Origin of the sequence: Streptacidiphilus sp. MAP5-3 (assembly GCF_041262505.1) — a bacterium.
Classification (GTDB): domain Bacteria; phylum Actinomycetota; class Actinomycetes; order Streptomycetales; family Streptomycetaceae; genus Streptacidiphilus.
This window is the reverse complement of record NZ_JBGCCL010000048.1, coordinates 1-14,762: the sequence shown is the minus strand read 5'-3', so window position 1 is coordinate 14,762 and position 14,762 is coordinate 1. Positions and strand designations below refer to the sequence as shown.

General features: G+C 72.5%; 16 protein-coding genes. 5 read left to right on the top strand and 11 right to left on the bottom strand.

Features of this window, described 5'->3' with window-relative positions:
- The first annotated feature begins 109 nt into the window (after positions 1–109).
- The 3 genes from ABH928_RS35310 (at position 110) to ABH928_RS35300 (ending at position 2,085) form a co-directional block, all read left to right on the top strand.
- Positions 110–541 (top strand): winged helix-turn-helix domain-containing protein, encoded by a 432-nt coding sequence (locus tag ABH928_RS35310; protein ID WP_370072829.1) that lies wholly within the window; start codon positions 110–112, stop codon positions 539–541.
- A 244-nt stretch (positions 542–785) separates the two neighbouring features.
- On the top strand, positions 786–1,268 hold the full coding sequence (locus ABH928_RS35305) for a universal stress protein (protein WP_370072828.1): 483 nt from the start codon (positions 786–788) through the stop codon (positions 1,266–1,268).
- Between the two features lie 124 nt (positions 1,269–1,392).
- Positions 1,393–2,085, top strand: coding sequence for a hypothetical protein (locus tag ABH928_RS35300; RefSeq protein WP_370072827.1), 693 nt, complete (start codon positions 1,393–1,395; stop codon positions 2,083–2,085).
- Positions 2,086–2,139: 54 nt separating this feature from the next.
- Here the strand turns inward: ABH928_RS35300 and ABH928_RS35295 are convergent, their stop codons facing one another.
- Positions 2,140–3,495, bottom strand: a complete 1,356-nt coding sequence (locus ABH928_RS35295; protein WP_370072826.1) for a DUF2254 domain-containing protein — start codon at positions 3,493–3,495, stop codon at positions 2,140–2,142.
- 171 nt (positions 3,496–3,666) lie between these two features.
- Entirely contained in the window at positions 3,667–5,538 is a 1,872-nt protein-coding gene (locus ABH928_RS35290) for an APC family permease (protein ID WP_370072825.1), read from the bottom strand.
- Positions 5,539–5,755: 217 nt separating this feature from the next.
- Between ABH928_RS35290 and ABH928_RS35285 the strand changes: the two genes are divergently transcribed.
- Entirely contained in the window at positions 5,756–6,112 is a 357-nt protein-coding gene (locus tag ABH928_RS35285) for a hypothetical protein (RefSeq protein WP_370072824.1), read from the top strand.
- Positions 6,113–6,246: 134 nt separating this feature from the next.
- Here the strand turns inward: ABH928_RS35285 and ABH928_RS35280 are convergent, their stop codons facing one another.
- From ABH928_RS35280 to ABH928_RS35265, 4 genes are all read right to left on the bottom strand, one after another.
- Positions 6,247–7,146 (bottom strand): hypothetical protein, encoded by a 900-nt coding sequence (locus tag ABH928_RS35280; RefSeq protein ID WP_370072823.1) that lies wholly within the window; start codon positions 7,144–7,146, stop codon positions 6,247–6,249.
- Between the two features lie 218 nt (positions 7,147–7,364).
- On the bottom strand, positions 7,365–8,834 hold the full coding sequence (lysA, locus tag ABH928_RS35275; protein ID WP_370072822.1) for a diaminopimelate decarboxylase: 1,470 nt from the start codon (positions 8,832–8,834) through the stop codon (positions 7,365–7,367).
- A gap of 14 nt (positions 8,835–8,848) precedes the next feature.
- Positions 8,849–9,214, bottom strand: coding sequence for an SAV_915 family protein (locus tag ABH928_RS35270; RefSeq protein WP_370072821.1), 366 nt, complete (start codon positions 9,212–9,214; stop codon positions 8,849–8,851).
- A 202-nt stretch (positions 9,215–9,416) separates the two neighbouring features.
- Positions 9,417–10,280 (bottom strand): VOC family protein, encoded by an 864-nt coding sequence (locus ABH928_RS35265; RefSeq protein WP_370072820.1) that lies wholly within the window; start codon positions 10,278–10,280, stop codon positions 9,417–9,419.
- A 272-nt stretch (positions 10,281–10,552) separates the two neighbouring features.
- On the opposite strand from ABH928_RS35265, the gene ABH928_RS35260 reads away from it, so the two are divergent.
- Complete coding sequence (locus ABH928_RS35260; protein ID WP_370072819.1) at positions 10,553–10,762, top strand: dodecin; 210 nt, start codon at positions 10,553–10,555, stop codon at positions 10,760–10,762.
- A 47-nt stretch (positions 10,763–10,809) separates the two neighbouring features.
- Here ABH928_RS35260 and ABH928_RS35255 read toward each other — a convergent pair whose 3' ends face one another.
- The 5 genes from ABH928_RS35255 to ABH928_RS35235 form a co-directional block, all read right to left on the bottom strand.
- Entirely contained in the window at positions 10,810–10,947 is a 138-nt protein-coding gene (locus ABH928_RS35255; protein ID WP_370072818.1) for a hypothetical protein, read from the bottom strand.
- Between the two features lie 119 nt (positions 10,948–11,066).
- A complete protein-coding gene (locus ABH928_RS35250) occupies positions 11,067–11,189 on the bottom strand; it encodes a 50S ribosomal protein bL37 (protein WP_370072817.1) in 123 nt (40 codons plus the stop codon).
- A 2-nt stretch (positions 11,190–11,191) separates the two neighbouring features.
- Positions 11,192–12,031 (bottom strand): SDR family NAD(P)-dependent oxidoreductase, encoded by an 840-nt coding sequence (locus ABH928_RS35245; protein ID WP_370072816.1) that lies wholly within the window; start codon positions 12,029–12,031, stop codon positions 11,192–11,194.
- 458 nt (positions 12,032–12,489) lie between these two features.
- Positions 12,490–13,176, bottom strand: coding sequence for a response regulator (locus tag ABH928_RS35240; RefSeq protein WP_370072815.1), 687 nt, complete (start codon positions 13,174–13,176; stop codon positions 12,490–12,492).
- A partial coding sequence (locus tag ABH928_RS35235) for an ATP-binding protein (protein WP_370072814.1) occupies positions 13,173–14,762 on the bottom strand: 1,590 nt, incomplete at its 5' end. The genes ABH928_RS35235 and ABH928_RS35240, both read right to left, overlap by 4 nt.

Sequence of the window (14,762 nt, the reverse complement as noted above, 5' to 3'; positions counted from 1 at the left end):
AACACCCAGGTCGGCACCGTGGTGTTGGATCGAGCGGGGGTCGTCGGGGCACCCCCTCGGCACTTCGGAACGTCAGAACCACCGCGCCCCATCCCGGAAGGACACTCGCGTGTCGGTCAGTTACCTGCGCGCACACCGCCTGCAGCTGCACCGGTCCGGCCTGGCGGCCACCACCACGCCGCATTTCGTGCCGCTGCCACCCGCACCGGCACCGGCACCGGCACCCGTCGCGTCCGGGCCCGCTCCGAGGATCCAACCTGTCACGGTCGACCCGTTGCGTCGCACGGCAGTTGTGCACGGACAACCACTGGCGCTGACCAAGGTCGAGTTCGACCTGCTGGCCCATCTGGTCTCCCGACCTCACCAGGTCTTCACCCGCGACCAGCTCATCGAGGCTGTGTGGCACCAACCCGCCATAGGCGACGGCCGCACGGTCGACGTCCATGTGGTCCGGCTGCGTCGCAAGCTCGGGCAGCGCTTCCGCGCGATGCTGGTCACCGTGCGCGGGGTGGGCTACAAGTACGAGCCACAGGCCTGCTGACCGGCCCGGCCACCGCGAAAGCGCGGCCCGCTCTTGTCGCCGCCAAGGCCGCGACAAGAGCGGGCCGCGCGCCGTAAGGCGGATGTCAGGAATCGACGGTGGTCGTCCGAACCGTGCCTGCGGGAGGTTGAATCGGATCCGCCGCGCTCCGGATGTCCATCCCGCCTGGATTACCTCGGGAGCGCGGCCGCGTGGGCGGACCCGGGTCCGCCCACGCATCCACCCTTCCGTCTTGGAGGAACCCATGGCCGGACCGACCGGCTGCGTCGTCGTCGGTGTCGACGGCGGCGCAGGCGGCGTGCGGGCGCTGCGCCTGGGAGCGCGGCTGGCCCGGGAGTCGGGTCTCCCGCTGATCGGCGTGCTGGCCTGGACGCCGACCGCCGCCGCACGGAGCGCTTTCGGCGGCGAACGGCTGCGGGCCTGCGAACGCACGGCCATGGCCCGACTGGACCGGACCTGCCATCAGGTGCTCGACGAAGTGGCCTCCTGCGACGCGAAGTTGATCCCGTTCGTGGCACGCGGGCGGGCCGGCCGGGTGCTGCTGGACGTGGCGGACGCGGCCGACGACGTGCTGGTCCTCGGCTCCCACCGGCCCGAAGGCCGCACCGCGCGCTACTGCCTGGCCCACGCCCGCTGCTCGGTGGTGACCGTCCCGCGGATTCCCGAGCGGGCCGCCGATCGGGCTGCCCAGCAGATTGCCGTCAAGGGCGCGCCAGCGGAGCGTTAAGGCCGTACACGCCCGATATTGACCTGTCGTTCGGCGCTTCCTACGCTGGCGGTGCCCGGTCGGTTCCGGTGTGTCGCACCGGCTCCCGTGGTGCCGGGCGAGGCCTCTGGGAGGTGCTCCGACGATGGCTGTGCTGATCCCGATCCTGCTCTGGTGCTGTCTGATGACGATGTGGCTGGTGGTGCCGCGTCTCGACAACCGTCGTGACCACCACCGCTCCCGGGCGACCGCGACGGAGCTGGCCTCTCGGTCCGGCTTCGCCCCGGCCACCGCGCCGCGTCCGCCGTGGCGTGCGGCCCCGTTCCACTACGGTGACCGGCACGACTACGAGCAGGCCGCCCAGGGGCCACTCGCGGGCAGGCCCACGCTGGTCTGCGCGTACGGCTGCACCGACAACGGCGTCACGCTCTGGTCGAACACCCTGGTGCTGACACTGGACCGGCCCACCGCCGCGGTCGAGGTCCTGCACGAGCGCCCCTACACCTCCCCCGCCATCGCGATGCCGACCTCGATGGCCGTCCATCCGGCAGAGGACGAGTCTCTCGACCGCGCCGCCCAGGTCCGGTTCGACACCGACCTCCCGGAGACCCCCGACGCGCGCGCGATCGCCCGCGTCCTGGCCGCCGCCGTCACCGGTGCGCCCGAGCGGTACTCGCTGCGCGCCAACGGCCGGACCCTGGTGCTGTGGCGCGGCGGCGGCTTCCGGGACGCCGCGAGTGCCGAGGCCTGCGCGTCCGCTGCGCTCCAGGCGCTCGACTCGGCCGTGGCCCTGGGCCTGCGCCGGGCCGACGACTCGGCCCCGTCCGCCCTGGCGTGAGCCGGCCTGATGCGGCGTGCAGCTTGATCCGGTGTGATTCGGCGTGATCCGGCGCTACATGTCCCCTTCGTTCTTCGCCAGCTCCTGCAACGCCCGGTAACGCCGCATCACGTCCTCGCGGTCGGCGGCCTCCGGCACCGAGGCGTTGCAGGAGGCGATGATGAGATCCGCCTGCTCCAGCAGCAGGTCGTGGCGGTCCGGGGTGGTGGCGCGCTCCATCAGCTTGGTCAGCGCGTCGAGCTGACGGATCATCACCGCAGGCATGCCGACGCCGCCCTGCCGGATCTTCTCGAAGGCACGCTGCACCAACCGCTCGTAGGACGCCTGGTAGGCGATGAGCCGGACATAGCCCTCGGTGTCGCGGTGGACCCGCTGCTGGTGCCAGCCGGGCCCGATCCGGCACAGGCACTCCCCCAGCCAGTCGATGCAGGTCAACGCGGTGAACGTGTCGTTGACGGCGGCGGACAGCGCCCGGATGGCGATCTCGACCAGCTGGTCGACGCCGAACGAGATGTCCTGCGTCAGCGTCCGGTACGGCCCGGTGACCTGGCCCCGGTCCAGCCCCGCCTCGACCTTGGGAGCCGCCTCCGGCGGCCAGACCAGGGCCAGCGGGCTGCCCTGGACCAGGAAGTGGCCCGGACGGTTGAGCAGATGGACGACGGCGTGCGACTCGTGCGCGATGGCGATCAGCCGGTCGTGGCGCAGGTACTGGAGGTAGCCGGGTTCGGGGGTCAGCACGGGTGCGCCCTCGGTGGCCATCCGCTCCAGCAGCTCGCGGGGCGAGAGCCCGCGCTCCCGGCCGCCCACGCCGACGGCGTCCCCGGCGCCCTCCTGCTCGATCGCCCGGGCCAGCTCGCGGGCGATGTCGGCGATGACGTGCGGTAGTTGGATCACCCGGGCGATGTGGTTGATGAAGTAGATCAGCATGGCCAGGTCGGCCAGGGTGAGCGCCAGCGCCACGGTGACGGAGAGATGCGGGACGAAGTCCCCGTGCGGGCCCGGACTGATCGCGACCAGGACCAGCATCGTGTAGAGGAAGGTCGCGACGAAAGTGCCGAGCGTCAGCTGAGTGCCCCGGTCCCGGATGAAGTTGCGCAGCATTCGGGGGCCGAACTGGGTCGAGGCCAGTGTCAGCGCCACGATGGTGATGGAGAAGACCAGACCGGCCACCGTGATGACCGCGGCGGCGATGGTGCTCAGTACCTGCCGCGCGCCGTCGGCGCTGCCGCTCAACACCCAGGAGGGGAAGTGCAGGCCGCCGTTGTAGGCGACCCGGTCCAGCTTCAGCGTGCCCGCGAAGAGCACCGCGGCCACCGCCGCCTCCAGCGCGGGGACCAGCCAGAGGTTGGTGCGCAGCCGCTCTCTGCGCCAGTCGTGGACGCGGAAGCGATAGCGGAACTGCGCGGGCATGTCACTCACTCCAGGCCGAATCGTCGCGACGGCCTGTTCCCGCCTCGGGGACGGGACCGCGCGTTGCCGACCAGACTTCCCGGCTCACCTGGCGCGAGCTTAGCCCGTCCGGGTGAGCGGGGCATGTCGGCCAGGGATCACCCAGGCTGCTCCCAGGCACGGTGGGCCGGTTCACGTCTTGATGGGGATCCGCAGGCGGCAGATCACGGCGTCGGTGTGGCGGCGCAGGGCCAGGTCGAGGATCGGGCCGCGCTGGTTCTGGAGCAGGCGCTGCCACGGGTGCGTCAGTTGCATCTCCGGGATCAGCACCACCAGCCGGTCGTGCGCGTCCTCGTGCTCGACCTCGTGGATGTAGTCGACCACGGGCCGGGTCAGCGAGCGGGTCGGGCTGCGCAGGATGATCAGCGGCACGTCCGGCTGCCAGGCCAGCCAGCTCTCGCGCATCCGGGCCTCGGTGGCCTCGATGTCCGTGCCGGCGTCGGTGTCGGTGTCCGCGTCGGTGTGCGGGTCGTCCGGGTGGCTGTCGTCGACGTGCACGACGGTGATCGCGCGGACCTCGTCGCCGAGCGAGAGCGCGGCGCTGATCGCCTCCTCGGTCAGCAGGTTGACGGCTCCGACCGGGACCAGCACCAGCGACCGTCGCGCCTCCGGGTGCGCGGGCCGCTCGCCGAGGTGCAGCGCCGCCCCGATCCGCGCGTAGCTCCGGTGCACCGACTCGAAGACGACCACCAGCACCGCGACCGCCAGGAAGACCAGCCAGCCGCCCTCGCGGAACTTGGACAGCAGCTCGATCACCGTCGCCGCTGCCGTCAGCACCGCGCCCACGCCGTTGAGCAGGGCCCGGCCCTGCCAGCCCGGCGGGCGTTCCAGCCGCCAGTGCACCACCATGCCCGCCTGGGAGAGGGTGAAGCCGATGAAGACGCCGATCGCGAAGACCGGCACCAGCGTCTGGGTGTTGCCCTGCGCGACCACCAGCAGCACCAGCGCCGACCCGGCCAGCACCAGGACGCCGTGCCGGTAGACCTGCCGGTCGGCGCGCAGCGCGAAGGCGTGCGGCAGGTGGTTGTCCCTGGCCAGCAGCGAGGTCAGCACCGGCATGCCGCCGAAGGAGGTGTTGGCGGCCAGCGCCAGCAGCACCATGGTGGCGAACTGGACGACGAAGAAGCCGATGTTGTGCCCGAAGGACGCGTCGGTCAGCTGCGCCAGCACGGTCTTGGTCGGGTTCGGCGCGACGTGGAACTTCCGGATCAGCAGCGAGAGCCCGATCAGCATGGTCCCCAGCAGCAGGCCCAGCCCGACCTCGGTCCGCTGGGCCCGCTTGACGCGCGGCGTGCGGAACGTGGGCACGGCGTTCGCGATGGCCTCGACACCGGTCAGCGCCGAACAGCCGGACGCGAAGGCGCGCAGCAGGAGCAGCACGCCGACCGTGCCGGTCGCGGTGGCGGACGGGTGGGTCGGCTGGGTGGCCGGGGTGGAGCGGATCAGGCCGAACAGGATCACGGCGTAGATGGCGACGATGAAGACCACCGTTGGCACGATCAGCGCTTTGGCCGACTCGGCCACGCCGTAGAGGTTGAGGCCGGTGACCAACGCCAGCACTCCGACGCAGATCCAGACCCGGGCACTGTAGAGGCCCGGGAAGGCCGAGGTGAGCGCCGCGACGCCGGCCGAGACGGAAACGGCCACGTTGAGCACGTAGTCGATGATCAGCGACGCCGCCGCGACCAGGCTGACCCGGCGGCCCAGGTGCCGTCCGGCGACCGCGTACGCGCCACCGCCGTTGGGGAACGCCGCGATGACCTGACGGTAGGAGAGCGTCAAGGCTGTCAGCAGCACGACGATGGCCAGCGTCACCGGGAGCGTGTAGTCGAGCGCCTGCGCGCCTGCCGTGGCCAGCACCACCACGATCGCCTCGGGGCCGTACGCCACCGAGGCGAGGGCGTCGAGGGAGAGCGCGGCAATGCCCTGAGAGACGGTCAGCCGGTCCCGCTCGTGGCTGTGACCGGTGCTCTCGGCCGCGTCGGCGGCAGGGCCCTGAGCCACGCGCGTGCACCTCCCCAGGTCCCGGCGGACGTCCTTGGACCAGGATGCGGCCCGGGACCCGCCGACGACAGCCGGGTGCCCCGGGAATCGGCCGAACGGGACCTCACCAGCGGTGACGAACCCTCAGGAGTGAGCCGGTGCGGTACCTGGCGTGAGTGCGGAGCGAGTTTCGATCTTCCCGCCCGGCGGGGCCGAACTGCCGGATATCGTCAGGAACATGGCACACATCCTGATCGAGGAGAACTTCCGGCAGATCGAGGGCCAGGACATGGAGGCCCTGCTCGAAGCGCTCAACCGCCTCGGCCTCGACGCCGAGCCGACCGGACCCCGGACCAGCCTGCACCGACACGGCTGGGTCCTCGTGCTGCACTGCCTCGACGACCAGGCCCGCACCATCACCGAGCCCGCCAACGCCGTCGCGTTCGGCCTGGCGGTCCGCCAGATCTTCGGCTCCCCACGCCCGGTCGATCCGGTCGGCGGCACGGCGGGACGCCGGACCCTGCCCGATCGGATCGACGTCCGGAACCGCGACCGCGACCTGATCGTCTCGCTCCCGATCCCCGCACAGGTCTGACCCCGCCTCGCGCCCACCCGCGTCACCCCGCCGCGTCCACCGCGTCCACCGCGTCCACCGCGTCCACCCCGAGGGTCTCCCCTCGGGGCTCTTCTCTGTCTGTCTTTCTGTCTTTCTGTCTCTCTGTCTCTCTGTCAGGGCAGATGGCCGGGGCGGTGGCGGCCGGACCACTCCGGCTCGAACCGGGCCCAGGCCTCGCCCCAGGCGCGCTCGTCGCGGCGGTCGTAGTGGCGGCGCAGCGTCCAACCCACCGTCAGGACCAGTCCGCCGCAGGCCAGGAACGTCATGCCGCCGACGCCGAGCGCCTCCAGCACCAACTCGGCCCTGGTGGCGGGCGGGACCACCTGGTCACCGTGCGGGTCGACCCAGACGGGTACCGGCGTGCCCACCGGTCGTCCGACCGGCACCAGCGCGAACCCGCCGTGAGCCGTGCCCGCCGGGTAGTCCCAGCTGACGGCGGTCTCCACCAGGCCGGGGTAGACGCCGCGGAGCGGTTTGCCGGAGGGGTCGAGCGGCTGAGCCGCGACGGCGATCGTGTGCGCCGTCACCGCGTGGTCGACGCCGCGCGTGGCGGCGGCGGTCTGCGCGGTCGTCCGCTCCGCCGAGGCCGCGACGAAGCAGGCGAGCACGAAACAGGCCACCATCAGGTAGCGCACGACGGTCCGTACCCTGGCGCGCGCCCGGTCGGTGTCCCGGAGCAGCGGGTTCGGCCGTGCGGGCGGAGCAGGCAGGACCCCGGTCAGCGGCTGCCCCGCACCGCCGGGGCCGCGGACCGCGCGGTGCACCAGCAGGCCCGCCGCGGCCGCGCCCAGCAGCAGGGCGAACCGCTGCGCGTCCGGTCCGCCCTCCCAGGTCAGCCGGGCGTTGCGGTGGACGAAGAACCCGTCGTAGAAGAGCCAGCAGGTGGCCGCGACCAGCGGCACCGAACGCGCCGTCGCGATCGACCCCAGCCACCCGGCCACCACCGCGAACCCGCCCAGGGTCGCGCCCAGATGACGGTCACCGCCCGTCGCCCCGGCGAGCAGCGTGAACACACCCGCACCAAGGAACGCCCATCCCCAGACGACCCCGTCCTCCCGGGCTCCCCCGCGTCCTGTCGGCCGCACCTCGTACCTCCGCCCGAATGCGCCGCAACCCCGTCGGAGAGTCCAACGGGGTTGCGGCGGGAGAGGTTTCACCGGGCAGCGTTACCCGGCTCACAGCCGACATCCCACAGTCGTCGGCTCACAGCCGACGGCTCACGATCGGCGGCTCACAGCCCGACGTCGCGGCTCCGGACGTCGGCCAGCGACTCGCGGCGCACCAGCAGCCGCGCCGTGCCGCCGGCAACGGCGGCCACCGGCGGGCGGCCCACCAGGTTGTACCCGGAGGCCATCGACACCTGGTAGGCGCCGGACGCCGGCACCGCCAGCAGGTCCCCGGGACGGATGTCCGCGGGCAGCAGCACGTCGGAGGCGATGATGTCACCGGCCTCGCAGTGCCGCCCGACCACGTGCGCGGGGAGCAGCTCCGCGCTGGCCTCGCGCCCGATCAGCCGCGGCGAGTAACGGACGCCGTAGAGCGCGGGGCGGGGGTTGTCGCTCATCCCGCCGTCGACGGCGACGAAGGTGTGCTTCGAGCCCCCGCCGGAACCGGAACCCGAGCCGTCGGACCCGCCGCGTTTGACGGACAGGACCCGGTAGACCGCCACTCCGGCCGGGCCGACGATCGCGCGCCCGGGCTCCAGCAACAACTTCGGCACCGGCAGGTCCACGGTCGCGCAGGCGGCCCGCAGTTCCGCCTGGACGCGGACGGCGAGCGTCCGCAGGTCGAGTGCCTCCTCGCCGGGGCGGTAGGCGATGCCGTGGCCGCCGCCGAGGTCCAGCTCGGGCAGGACGACGCCGTGCGCCTGCCGCGCCCAGGACATCATCCCGACCATGCGCCGCACGGCCTGCACGAACGGCTTGACGCTGGTGATCTGCGAGCCGAGGTGGCAGTGCAGGCCGACCAGCTCCAGGCGCGGCTGCTCCAGCACCCGGGCGACCGCGAGCTGCGCGGTGCCGTCGGTGCTGGCCAGACCGAACTTCTGGTCGACGGTGCCGGTCCGGATCGCCGGGTGGGCGCCGGCGGCGATGCCGGGCGCGATCCGCAGCAGCACCTTCTGCCGGCTGCCGTGCGGGACCAGCGCCGCGATCCGGGCGATCTCGGCGGCTCCGTCAATGACGATCCGCCCGACGCCCAGCCGCAGCGCGGCCTCCAACTCGTCGGGGCTCTTGGCGTTGCCGTGCAGGATCATGTGCTCGGTCGGGAAGCCGGTGGTCACGGCCAGTTCCAACTCGCCACGCGAGCAGACGTCCAGGCCGAGGCCCTCCTCAGCGGCCCAGTGGGCCATGGCCCGGCAGAGGAAAGCCTTTGCGGCGTAGTGGATCTCCGCCTCCGGAAAGGCCTCCCGGTAGGCGCGGCAGCGGGCGCGGATCTCGTCCTCGTCCAGCAGGTAGAGCGGGGTGCCGAAGCGATCGGCGGCCTCGGTGAGCGAGACGCCGCCGACGGTCAGGTCCCCGTGCGGCGCGGGCCGCGTGGAGGCGGGCCAGGGGCCGAGCCAGGAGTCGTTCGAGTGTCGCGCGGTGTCCTGCGGCGTGTCGGCGGTGTACGTGTCTGCGGTGTGCGCGACGTCGGTGTGCGCCACGTCAGTGTGCGCGTCAGCCGTGTACGCGTCGGCCGCCGGGAGAACGGTGAAAGGCATGGTGGTGGTCCTCCTCAGGCGATCCGCAGGTGCGTCGAGCCCTCGAGCGAGGACTCCCAGTGCTCCCACGACGCGTCGTGACGCAGGCGACCCGCCGGGAGCGCGGCCAGCTGCGGATCCACCAGCAGCCGGGTCACGCCGAGCGGCTCGGTCATCGCGCGCACCACGTCCTCGGCGAGGGCGACGCACTGCTGCGCCTCCCCCAGCACCGCCGCGAGCTGCCGCCGGGTCGTGAAGGCGACCGCGGTCCGCTCGCCCAGCGGCGTGCGGAACAGGCGGACGACCGATCCTGCGGGACCCGACCGGACGGGGATCAGGAGCAGTCCGGCCGGGACGCGTTCCGACGGTTCCGGATCGCTCCCACACAGCATCTGGACCATGGGTGTCACCCTTCGAGCGTTCATGAGAAAGCGTCAACCCGTGTCCGCAGTACGGTGAACCGCCGCGGATCACGGCCTCATGACGACACTGTTCCCCCAGCTCCGAGCCCTGTGTCCGCCCCTGACGCGTTCCTGACGCCCACGATGCGAATGTTGTCGGGCTGATGCCGCCCGGGTGACCGGCGTCACTCCCGGTAGTGGCTCACTCCTCGCCGGTGGCGGAGGTGCGGGCGCTCGGCGTGATCAGCGAGAAGCGGCCGCCCTCGACGTCGGCGAGCTCGGTCGTCCTGCCGTACGGGGTGTCCACCGGGCGCCTGACCACCCGGCCGCCCAGCTCGACCGCGCGGGCCGCGGCCCGGTCGACGTCCGGCGCGGCGAAGGAGATCTGCCAGCGCGGCATCTCGGGCGGTGCATCCTCGGTGGCGGGGGCGGCCAGGCCGCGGAGCGCGGCGACGCTGCGGCCGTCCACGCGCAGCACGACGCGCTCGTGCTCGTAGAAGACCTCGCAGCGCTCCGCCGCCGCCGAGTCCCAGTCCAGCACCTCGCCGTAGAAGAGCGCGGCCTTGAACGCGTCGGCGGTGCGCAGCTCGATCCAGGCCGGGACGCCGGTCAGCCGGGGCGGCTCGCCCACGCCTGCGGCACGACCCTGCCAGAGCCCGAAGGAGGCGCCGTCCGGGTCCCGGGCGATCACGATGCGTCCGGCGTCGATGGACACCGGTCCGACGCCGATCGTGCCGCCCCGGTCCACGCCGCGGCGCGCGGCCTCGTGGGCGTCCGTCACGCCGAAGAACGGGGTCCAGCCCACGCCCATCCCGGCCGAGATCGCGACACCGCTGATCCCGGCCACGGGGACGCCGTCGGCCAGCACCGAGACGTACGGTCCGAGCCGCTCCGGCCCGTGCTCGAAGGTCCAGCCGAGCAGGTCGCCGTAGAAGCGCTGCGCGACGTCCAGGTCGCCCGCGATCAGGCTCACCCACGAGGGCGCGCCCAGTACGGGACGCACCACCCGCTGCTCGCCGCCCTCGCGTCCGTGGCTGCCCTGGTCGGTACCGCGCTCGTCGCTCACGACGCGCTCCGGCGGGGCGCGGGGGACGTCAGCTGGACATGCTCGGTCATCGCGTGCCTTTCGGCCTCAGGGTCAGGGGATCTCGTGGTCGGGTACCCCTCGCCTACTCCGCCAAACTATCTCAAATCCGCCGACCTCGGCTCGGGCCGCACCCACCCGGACCCCACCCCGTTCCGCCACTTTTCAGCCACCGTGCCGACACGGCAGCGCCACCGGCGCGGACGTGCGGCCTCGGACATGCGGGCGTGGGGAAGCCGCGAGACCGTGGACGCATGAGCGAACACACCTACCGCGTCACCGAGATCGTCGGCACCTCCGCGGAGGGGATCGACGCCGCCATCCGCAGCGCCCTGTCCCGCGCCTCGCAGACTCTGCACGGCCTCGACTGGTTCGAGGTCACCCAGATCCGCGGCAGCATCAGCGACGGGCGGGCCGAGCAGTTCCAGGTCGGGTTGAAGGTCGGCTTCCGCCTGGACGAGTAGGCCCTGTCCGCCACCGGGCCGCGGGCCGACACTCCCCCGGAGCGCCGTCACGGCGCGGGTGCGAGCACGACCGCCAGCGTCGCGGTCGCGCCCAACGGAACCCTTGGCGGCTCCGACGGGACCGTCCTCAGGAAGACCGAGGTGATCCCGAGCTCGGCCACGCCACCAGGCGTGCCCGCCGCCATCAGCTCGCCCTCCGCCGGCTCCGGTCCCGCCTCCGTGACCCGCTCGCGTCCGCGGGCCGCCCGACGACGCGTCCGTCCAGGTGAACAGACGCGCCGTCAGCTGCAGCGACTACCTCAGTTCATGACCCGGGGCGCTTGCCGTGGGAGGCGGACTTCTTGCGGCGGTCGTGCTTCTTGCGGGCGCGCTTGGACATCTCGGGGTTCCTCAGGTTCTGGTCGGGGTGGAAGGCGGCGTGCCGCATCGTCAGAGGGCGGGCTCGAGCTGGGCGGTGAGCTTCTCGCTCAGCTTGAGCAGGCGGTCCACCGAGCGGCGCTCGGTGACCTGCGGGCCGGCGGTGGTCACGGCCAGGCCCTCGTAGTAGGCGCCGTTGACGACCTCGGTGCCCGGGTCGCAGAGCGCGACGATCGTCTCGGCGACCTCCCCGGCGGAACGGCCGGTGGTGCCGTAGAGCGGACGGGTCGCGGTCTCGGCGATGCCCGGGTGGACGCTGATCGCGGTGTGGCCCTCGGGCAGCCACTTGGCCAGCGCGGTCACGAAGGTGGTCAGCGCGAGCTTGGACTGGCCGTAGGCGGCGATCCGGGAGTACCGCTTGGCGCGGGTCAGATCGGTCCAGTCGATGTTGGCGGTGCGGTGCAGGGTCGAACCGACGGCCACGATCCGGGTGTCCGTGCCGCGCGCCAGCGGGCGCTCCAGCAGGCGGGTCAGCAGGTACGGCGCCAGGTAGTTGACCTGGAAGCTCAGCTCGTTGCCCTCGTCGGTCAGGGTGCGCCGCTCGGGCGCGGCGATGCCCGCGTTGAGGACGAGCAGGTCCAACGTCTCGTGGCTCTCGGCGAGGGTCTCGGCCAGGCGGCGGACCTCGTCCAGGTGGCGGAAGTCGGCGGGAGCCTCCTCCAGCCGTCCGGTCGGCGCGCCGAGCTCGGCCAGCGCCTCGACGGCGACGGCGGTGTTCTGCGCGGTCTGGCCGTGCACGATCACGCGAGCGCCGCCGAGGGCGAGTCGCAACGCGGTCTGCAGGCCGAGGCCGTTGGTGGCGCCGGTGACCAGGGCGGTGCGACCGGCAAAGGCAAAGGTGTCAGCGGACACGGCGATCCATTCGAGAATCAGGAAAAGGAAAGGAAACGGAAACTTCACACGGACTCACCCCGGAACGTCAGGTCCCGGTGGCGGCGACAGCAGCTCAGCGGTGAGTGCGATGAGGCGGACGGTCCTCATGCCGCGAGTGCGCGGCTGCGCAGCCCGGCGCGGTGACCGCGCGGACGTGGCTGCGAACGAGGTTGTCCATGCCGACCATCCCAGCGGACGCGGTGCCCACCGGCAAGCTTCCCGGCGGACTCTGACGCGGCCGATATGTCCGCGATGCGGTTCTTGACGACGGCTTAGCGCCCGGTCATACCGCAGTGCATAGCGCGGAAGTTGCAGCACGCTGGGGGCGCGAGGAACTGCGCGACAAGCCACCCTGCGAGGTAGAACCCCGAACGTTCAGAGCCATCCACTCAGGTGGGTTTCTCGGGTGGTTCCCCTCGCCCCTGCTAGTGCCACGCTCAAGGCTCGAAGCGGTAGCCCATCCCCGGCTCGGTGAGCAGGTGCCGTGGGCGGGACGGGTCCGCCTCCAACTTGCGCCGCAGGCCCGCGAAGTAGACGCGCAAATAGTTCGTTTTCTGCTCGTGGCCGGGCCCCCACACCTGCTGCAGGATCTGAGCACCCGTCACCAGCTTGCCGGGATGCGTCAACAGCACCGCAAGAATGCGCCACTCCGTCGGCGTCAGCCGAACCTGCGGACCGTCGCCGCGGGTCGGCCGGACCACCGCGCCTGCGAGGTCGACGGTGTAGGCGCCGATCTCGACCGTCGGTGCGGGCGCCTCCGCCCGCGTGGGGCGGCGCAGCGCGGCGCGCAGTCGGGCCAGCAGCTCGTTCATGGCGAAGGGCTTGGTGACGTAGTCGTCCGCGCCCGCGTCCAGCGCCGCGACCTTCTCGGCGAACTCCGAGCGTCCGGACAGCACGATCACCGGGACCGCGCTCCACGCGCGCAGCGCCTGGATCACCTGCAGCCCGCCGATCTGGGGCAGGCCGAGGTCGAGGATGACCGCGTCCGGGGGGTTCTGGGTGGCCTCCAGCAAGGCTCGTCTGCCGTCGGCGGCGGTTGCGACCGTGTAATGCCGGGCCTGGAGGTTGATCTGCAGGGCCTTCAGCATCTGGGGTTCGTCGTCGACGATGAGAATACGGGTCACAGCGAGGCCATTCCGTCGGTCACAGGACTGGTTGGGGCTGGGGAGGTATCTGGTTCCGGCACGCCGTGTGCGGCGTCCGGCGTGAGCGTCGTGCCCGGGGAGGGCGACGCCGCAGGGAGGGCGAGGGACATGGTGAGACCGCCACCGGGTGTGTCCTCCGGGGTGAGGGTGCCGCCCATGGCCTCGGCCAGGCCTCGCGAAAGGGCGAGGCCCAGGCCGACGCCGGTGGTGTTGTCGTGGTCGCCGAGGCGCTGGAAGGGCTGGAAGATCCGGTCCCGGTCCTCCGCGGGCAGGCCGGGGCCGCGGTCGACGACGCGCAGCTCGACCCGGTCGCCGAGCGAGCTGGCGGCCAGCACCACCGAGCGTCCCTCGCCGTGCCGCAGCGCGTTGGCGGTCAGGTTGGCGATGGCGCGCTCCAGCAGCGGCGGGTCGACCAGTACCGGCGGCACCGCGTCGAGTCCGGTGGTGCGGACCGCCGGGTGGTCGTCGGGGAGCGAGTCGAGGGCGCTGGTGACCACCTCGCCCAGCGGCGTCGGCTGGAGGTGCAGGGTGAGCGCGCCCGCCTGGAGGCGGCTCATGTCGAGCAGGTTGTCGACCAGGCGGTTGAGCTTGAGCAGCGAGCTCTGCGCGGTGCCGAGGAGTTCGTCGCGGTCGTCCGCGCTGAACTCGACCTCGTGGCTGCGCAGCGAGGTGACCGACGCGAGCGCGACGGCCAGTGGTGTGCGCAGGTCGTGGCTGACGGCGGCGAGCAGCGCGGTGCGGAGCCGGTCGGCGGCCTTGACGGGTTCGACCTCGGCCGCGACCTCCGCCAGCCGCGAGCGCTCCAGCGCGACGGCGACGTGTGCGGCGAAGGCGGCGAGGACGCGGCGGTCGGAGGCGGGCAGCGGGCGTCCGCGCAGCACCAGCGAGGCGTCCGCCCCGACCGGGACCGTCTCCGCCCCGTGCTCCTGGGCCAACTCCTCCGGGGCGACCACGCGTTCGACCAGCTCGACACTGTCCATGCCGAAGGTCTCGCGAAGCCGGGCAAGGAGCGCGGGCACCGCCTGGTCGCCACGCAGCACCGCACCCGCGAGTGCGGACAGCGTCTCCGCCTCCGCCGTGGCCCGGGCCGCCCGCCGCGAGAACCGCGTACCGGCGTCCACCACCGCGGCGACGACGGTGGCGGCGACCGCGAAGACCACCAACGCCAGCGCGTTGTTGGGCTCGTTGATGTTCAGCGAGTGGATCGGCGGCATGAAGTAGTAGTTGAGCAGCAGCGACGCCGCCAACGAGGCCACCAGCGCGGACGTTATCCCGCCCAGCAGCGCGACGCCGACGACCACGGCCAGGTAGAGCAGGGTGTCGCTGGTCAGGTTCACCGTCGCGCGGGTGTTGCAGAGGACCGCGGTCAGCAGCGCGGGCAGCACCAGCCCGGAGACCAGCCCGGTCACCCGCCGTCCGGTGGAGTGCAGTTGCCCGGCTGCCCGCAACACCCGTCCCCGGCCTGCCCGTTCGTGGGTGACCATGTGGACGTCGATGTCGCCGGAGAGTTCGACGGTGGTCTCGCCGATGCCGCGTCCGGCGGTGAGTGCGCGGCGGAGCGGGCC

What these genes read in the sequence shown, in the direction of transcription:
- ABH928_RS35305 (WP_370072828.1), top strand. Translation starts at nt 786, where the DNA reads ATGGCCGGACCGACCGGCTGCGTCGTCGTCGGTGTCGACGGCGGCGCA.
- ABH928_RS35300 (WP_370072827.1), top strand. Translation starts at nt 1,393, where the DNA reads ATGGCTGTGCTGATCCCGATCCTGCTCTGGTGCTGTCTGATGACGATG.
- ABH928_RS35295 (WP_370072826.1), bottom strand. Translation starts at nt 3,495, where the DNA reads ATGCCCGCGCAGTTCCGCTATCGCTTCCGCGTCCACGACTGGCGCAGA.
- ABH928_RS35285 (WP_370072824.1), top strand. Translation starts at nt 5,756, where the DNA reads ATGGCACACATCCTGATCGAGGAGAACTTCCGGCAGATCGAGGGCCAG.
- lysA (WP_370072822.1), bottom strand. Translation starts at nt 8,834, where the DNA reads ATGCCTTTCACCGTTCTCCCGGCGGCCGACGCGTACACGGCTGACGCG.
- ABH928_RS35270 (WP_370072821.1), bottom strand. Translation starts at nt 9,214, where the DNA reads ATGGTCCAGATGCTGTGTGGGAGCGATCCGGAACCGTCGGAACGCGTC.
- ABH928_RS35260 (WP_370072819.1), top strand. Translation starts at nt 10,553, where the DNA reads ATGAGCGAACACACCTACCGCGTCACCGAGATCGTCGGCACCTCCGCG.
- ABH928_RS35255 (WP_370072818.1), bottom strand. Translation starts at nt 10,947, where the DNA reads ATGGCGGCGGGCACGCCTGGTGGCGTGGCCGAGCTCGGGATCACCTCG.
- ABH928_RS35250 (WP_370072817.1), bottom strand. Translation starts at nt 11,189, where the DNA reads ATGCGGCACGCCGCCTTCCACCCCGACCAGAACCTGAGGAACCCCGAG.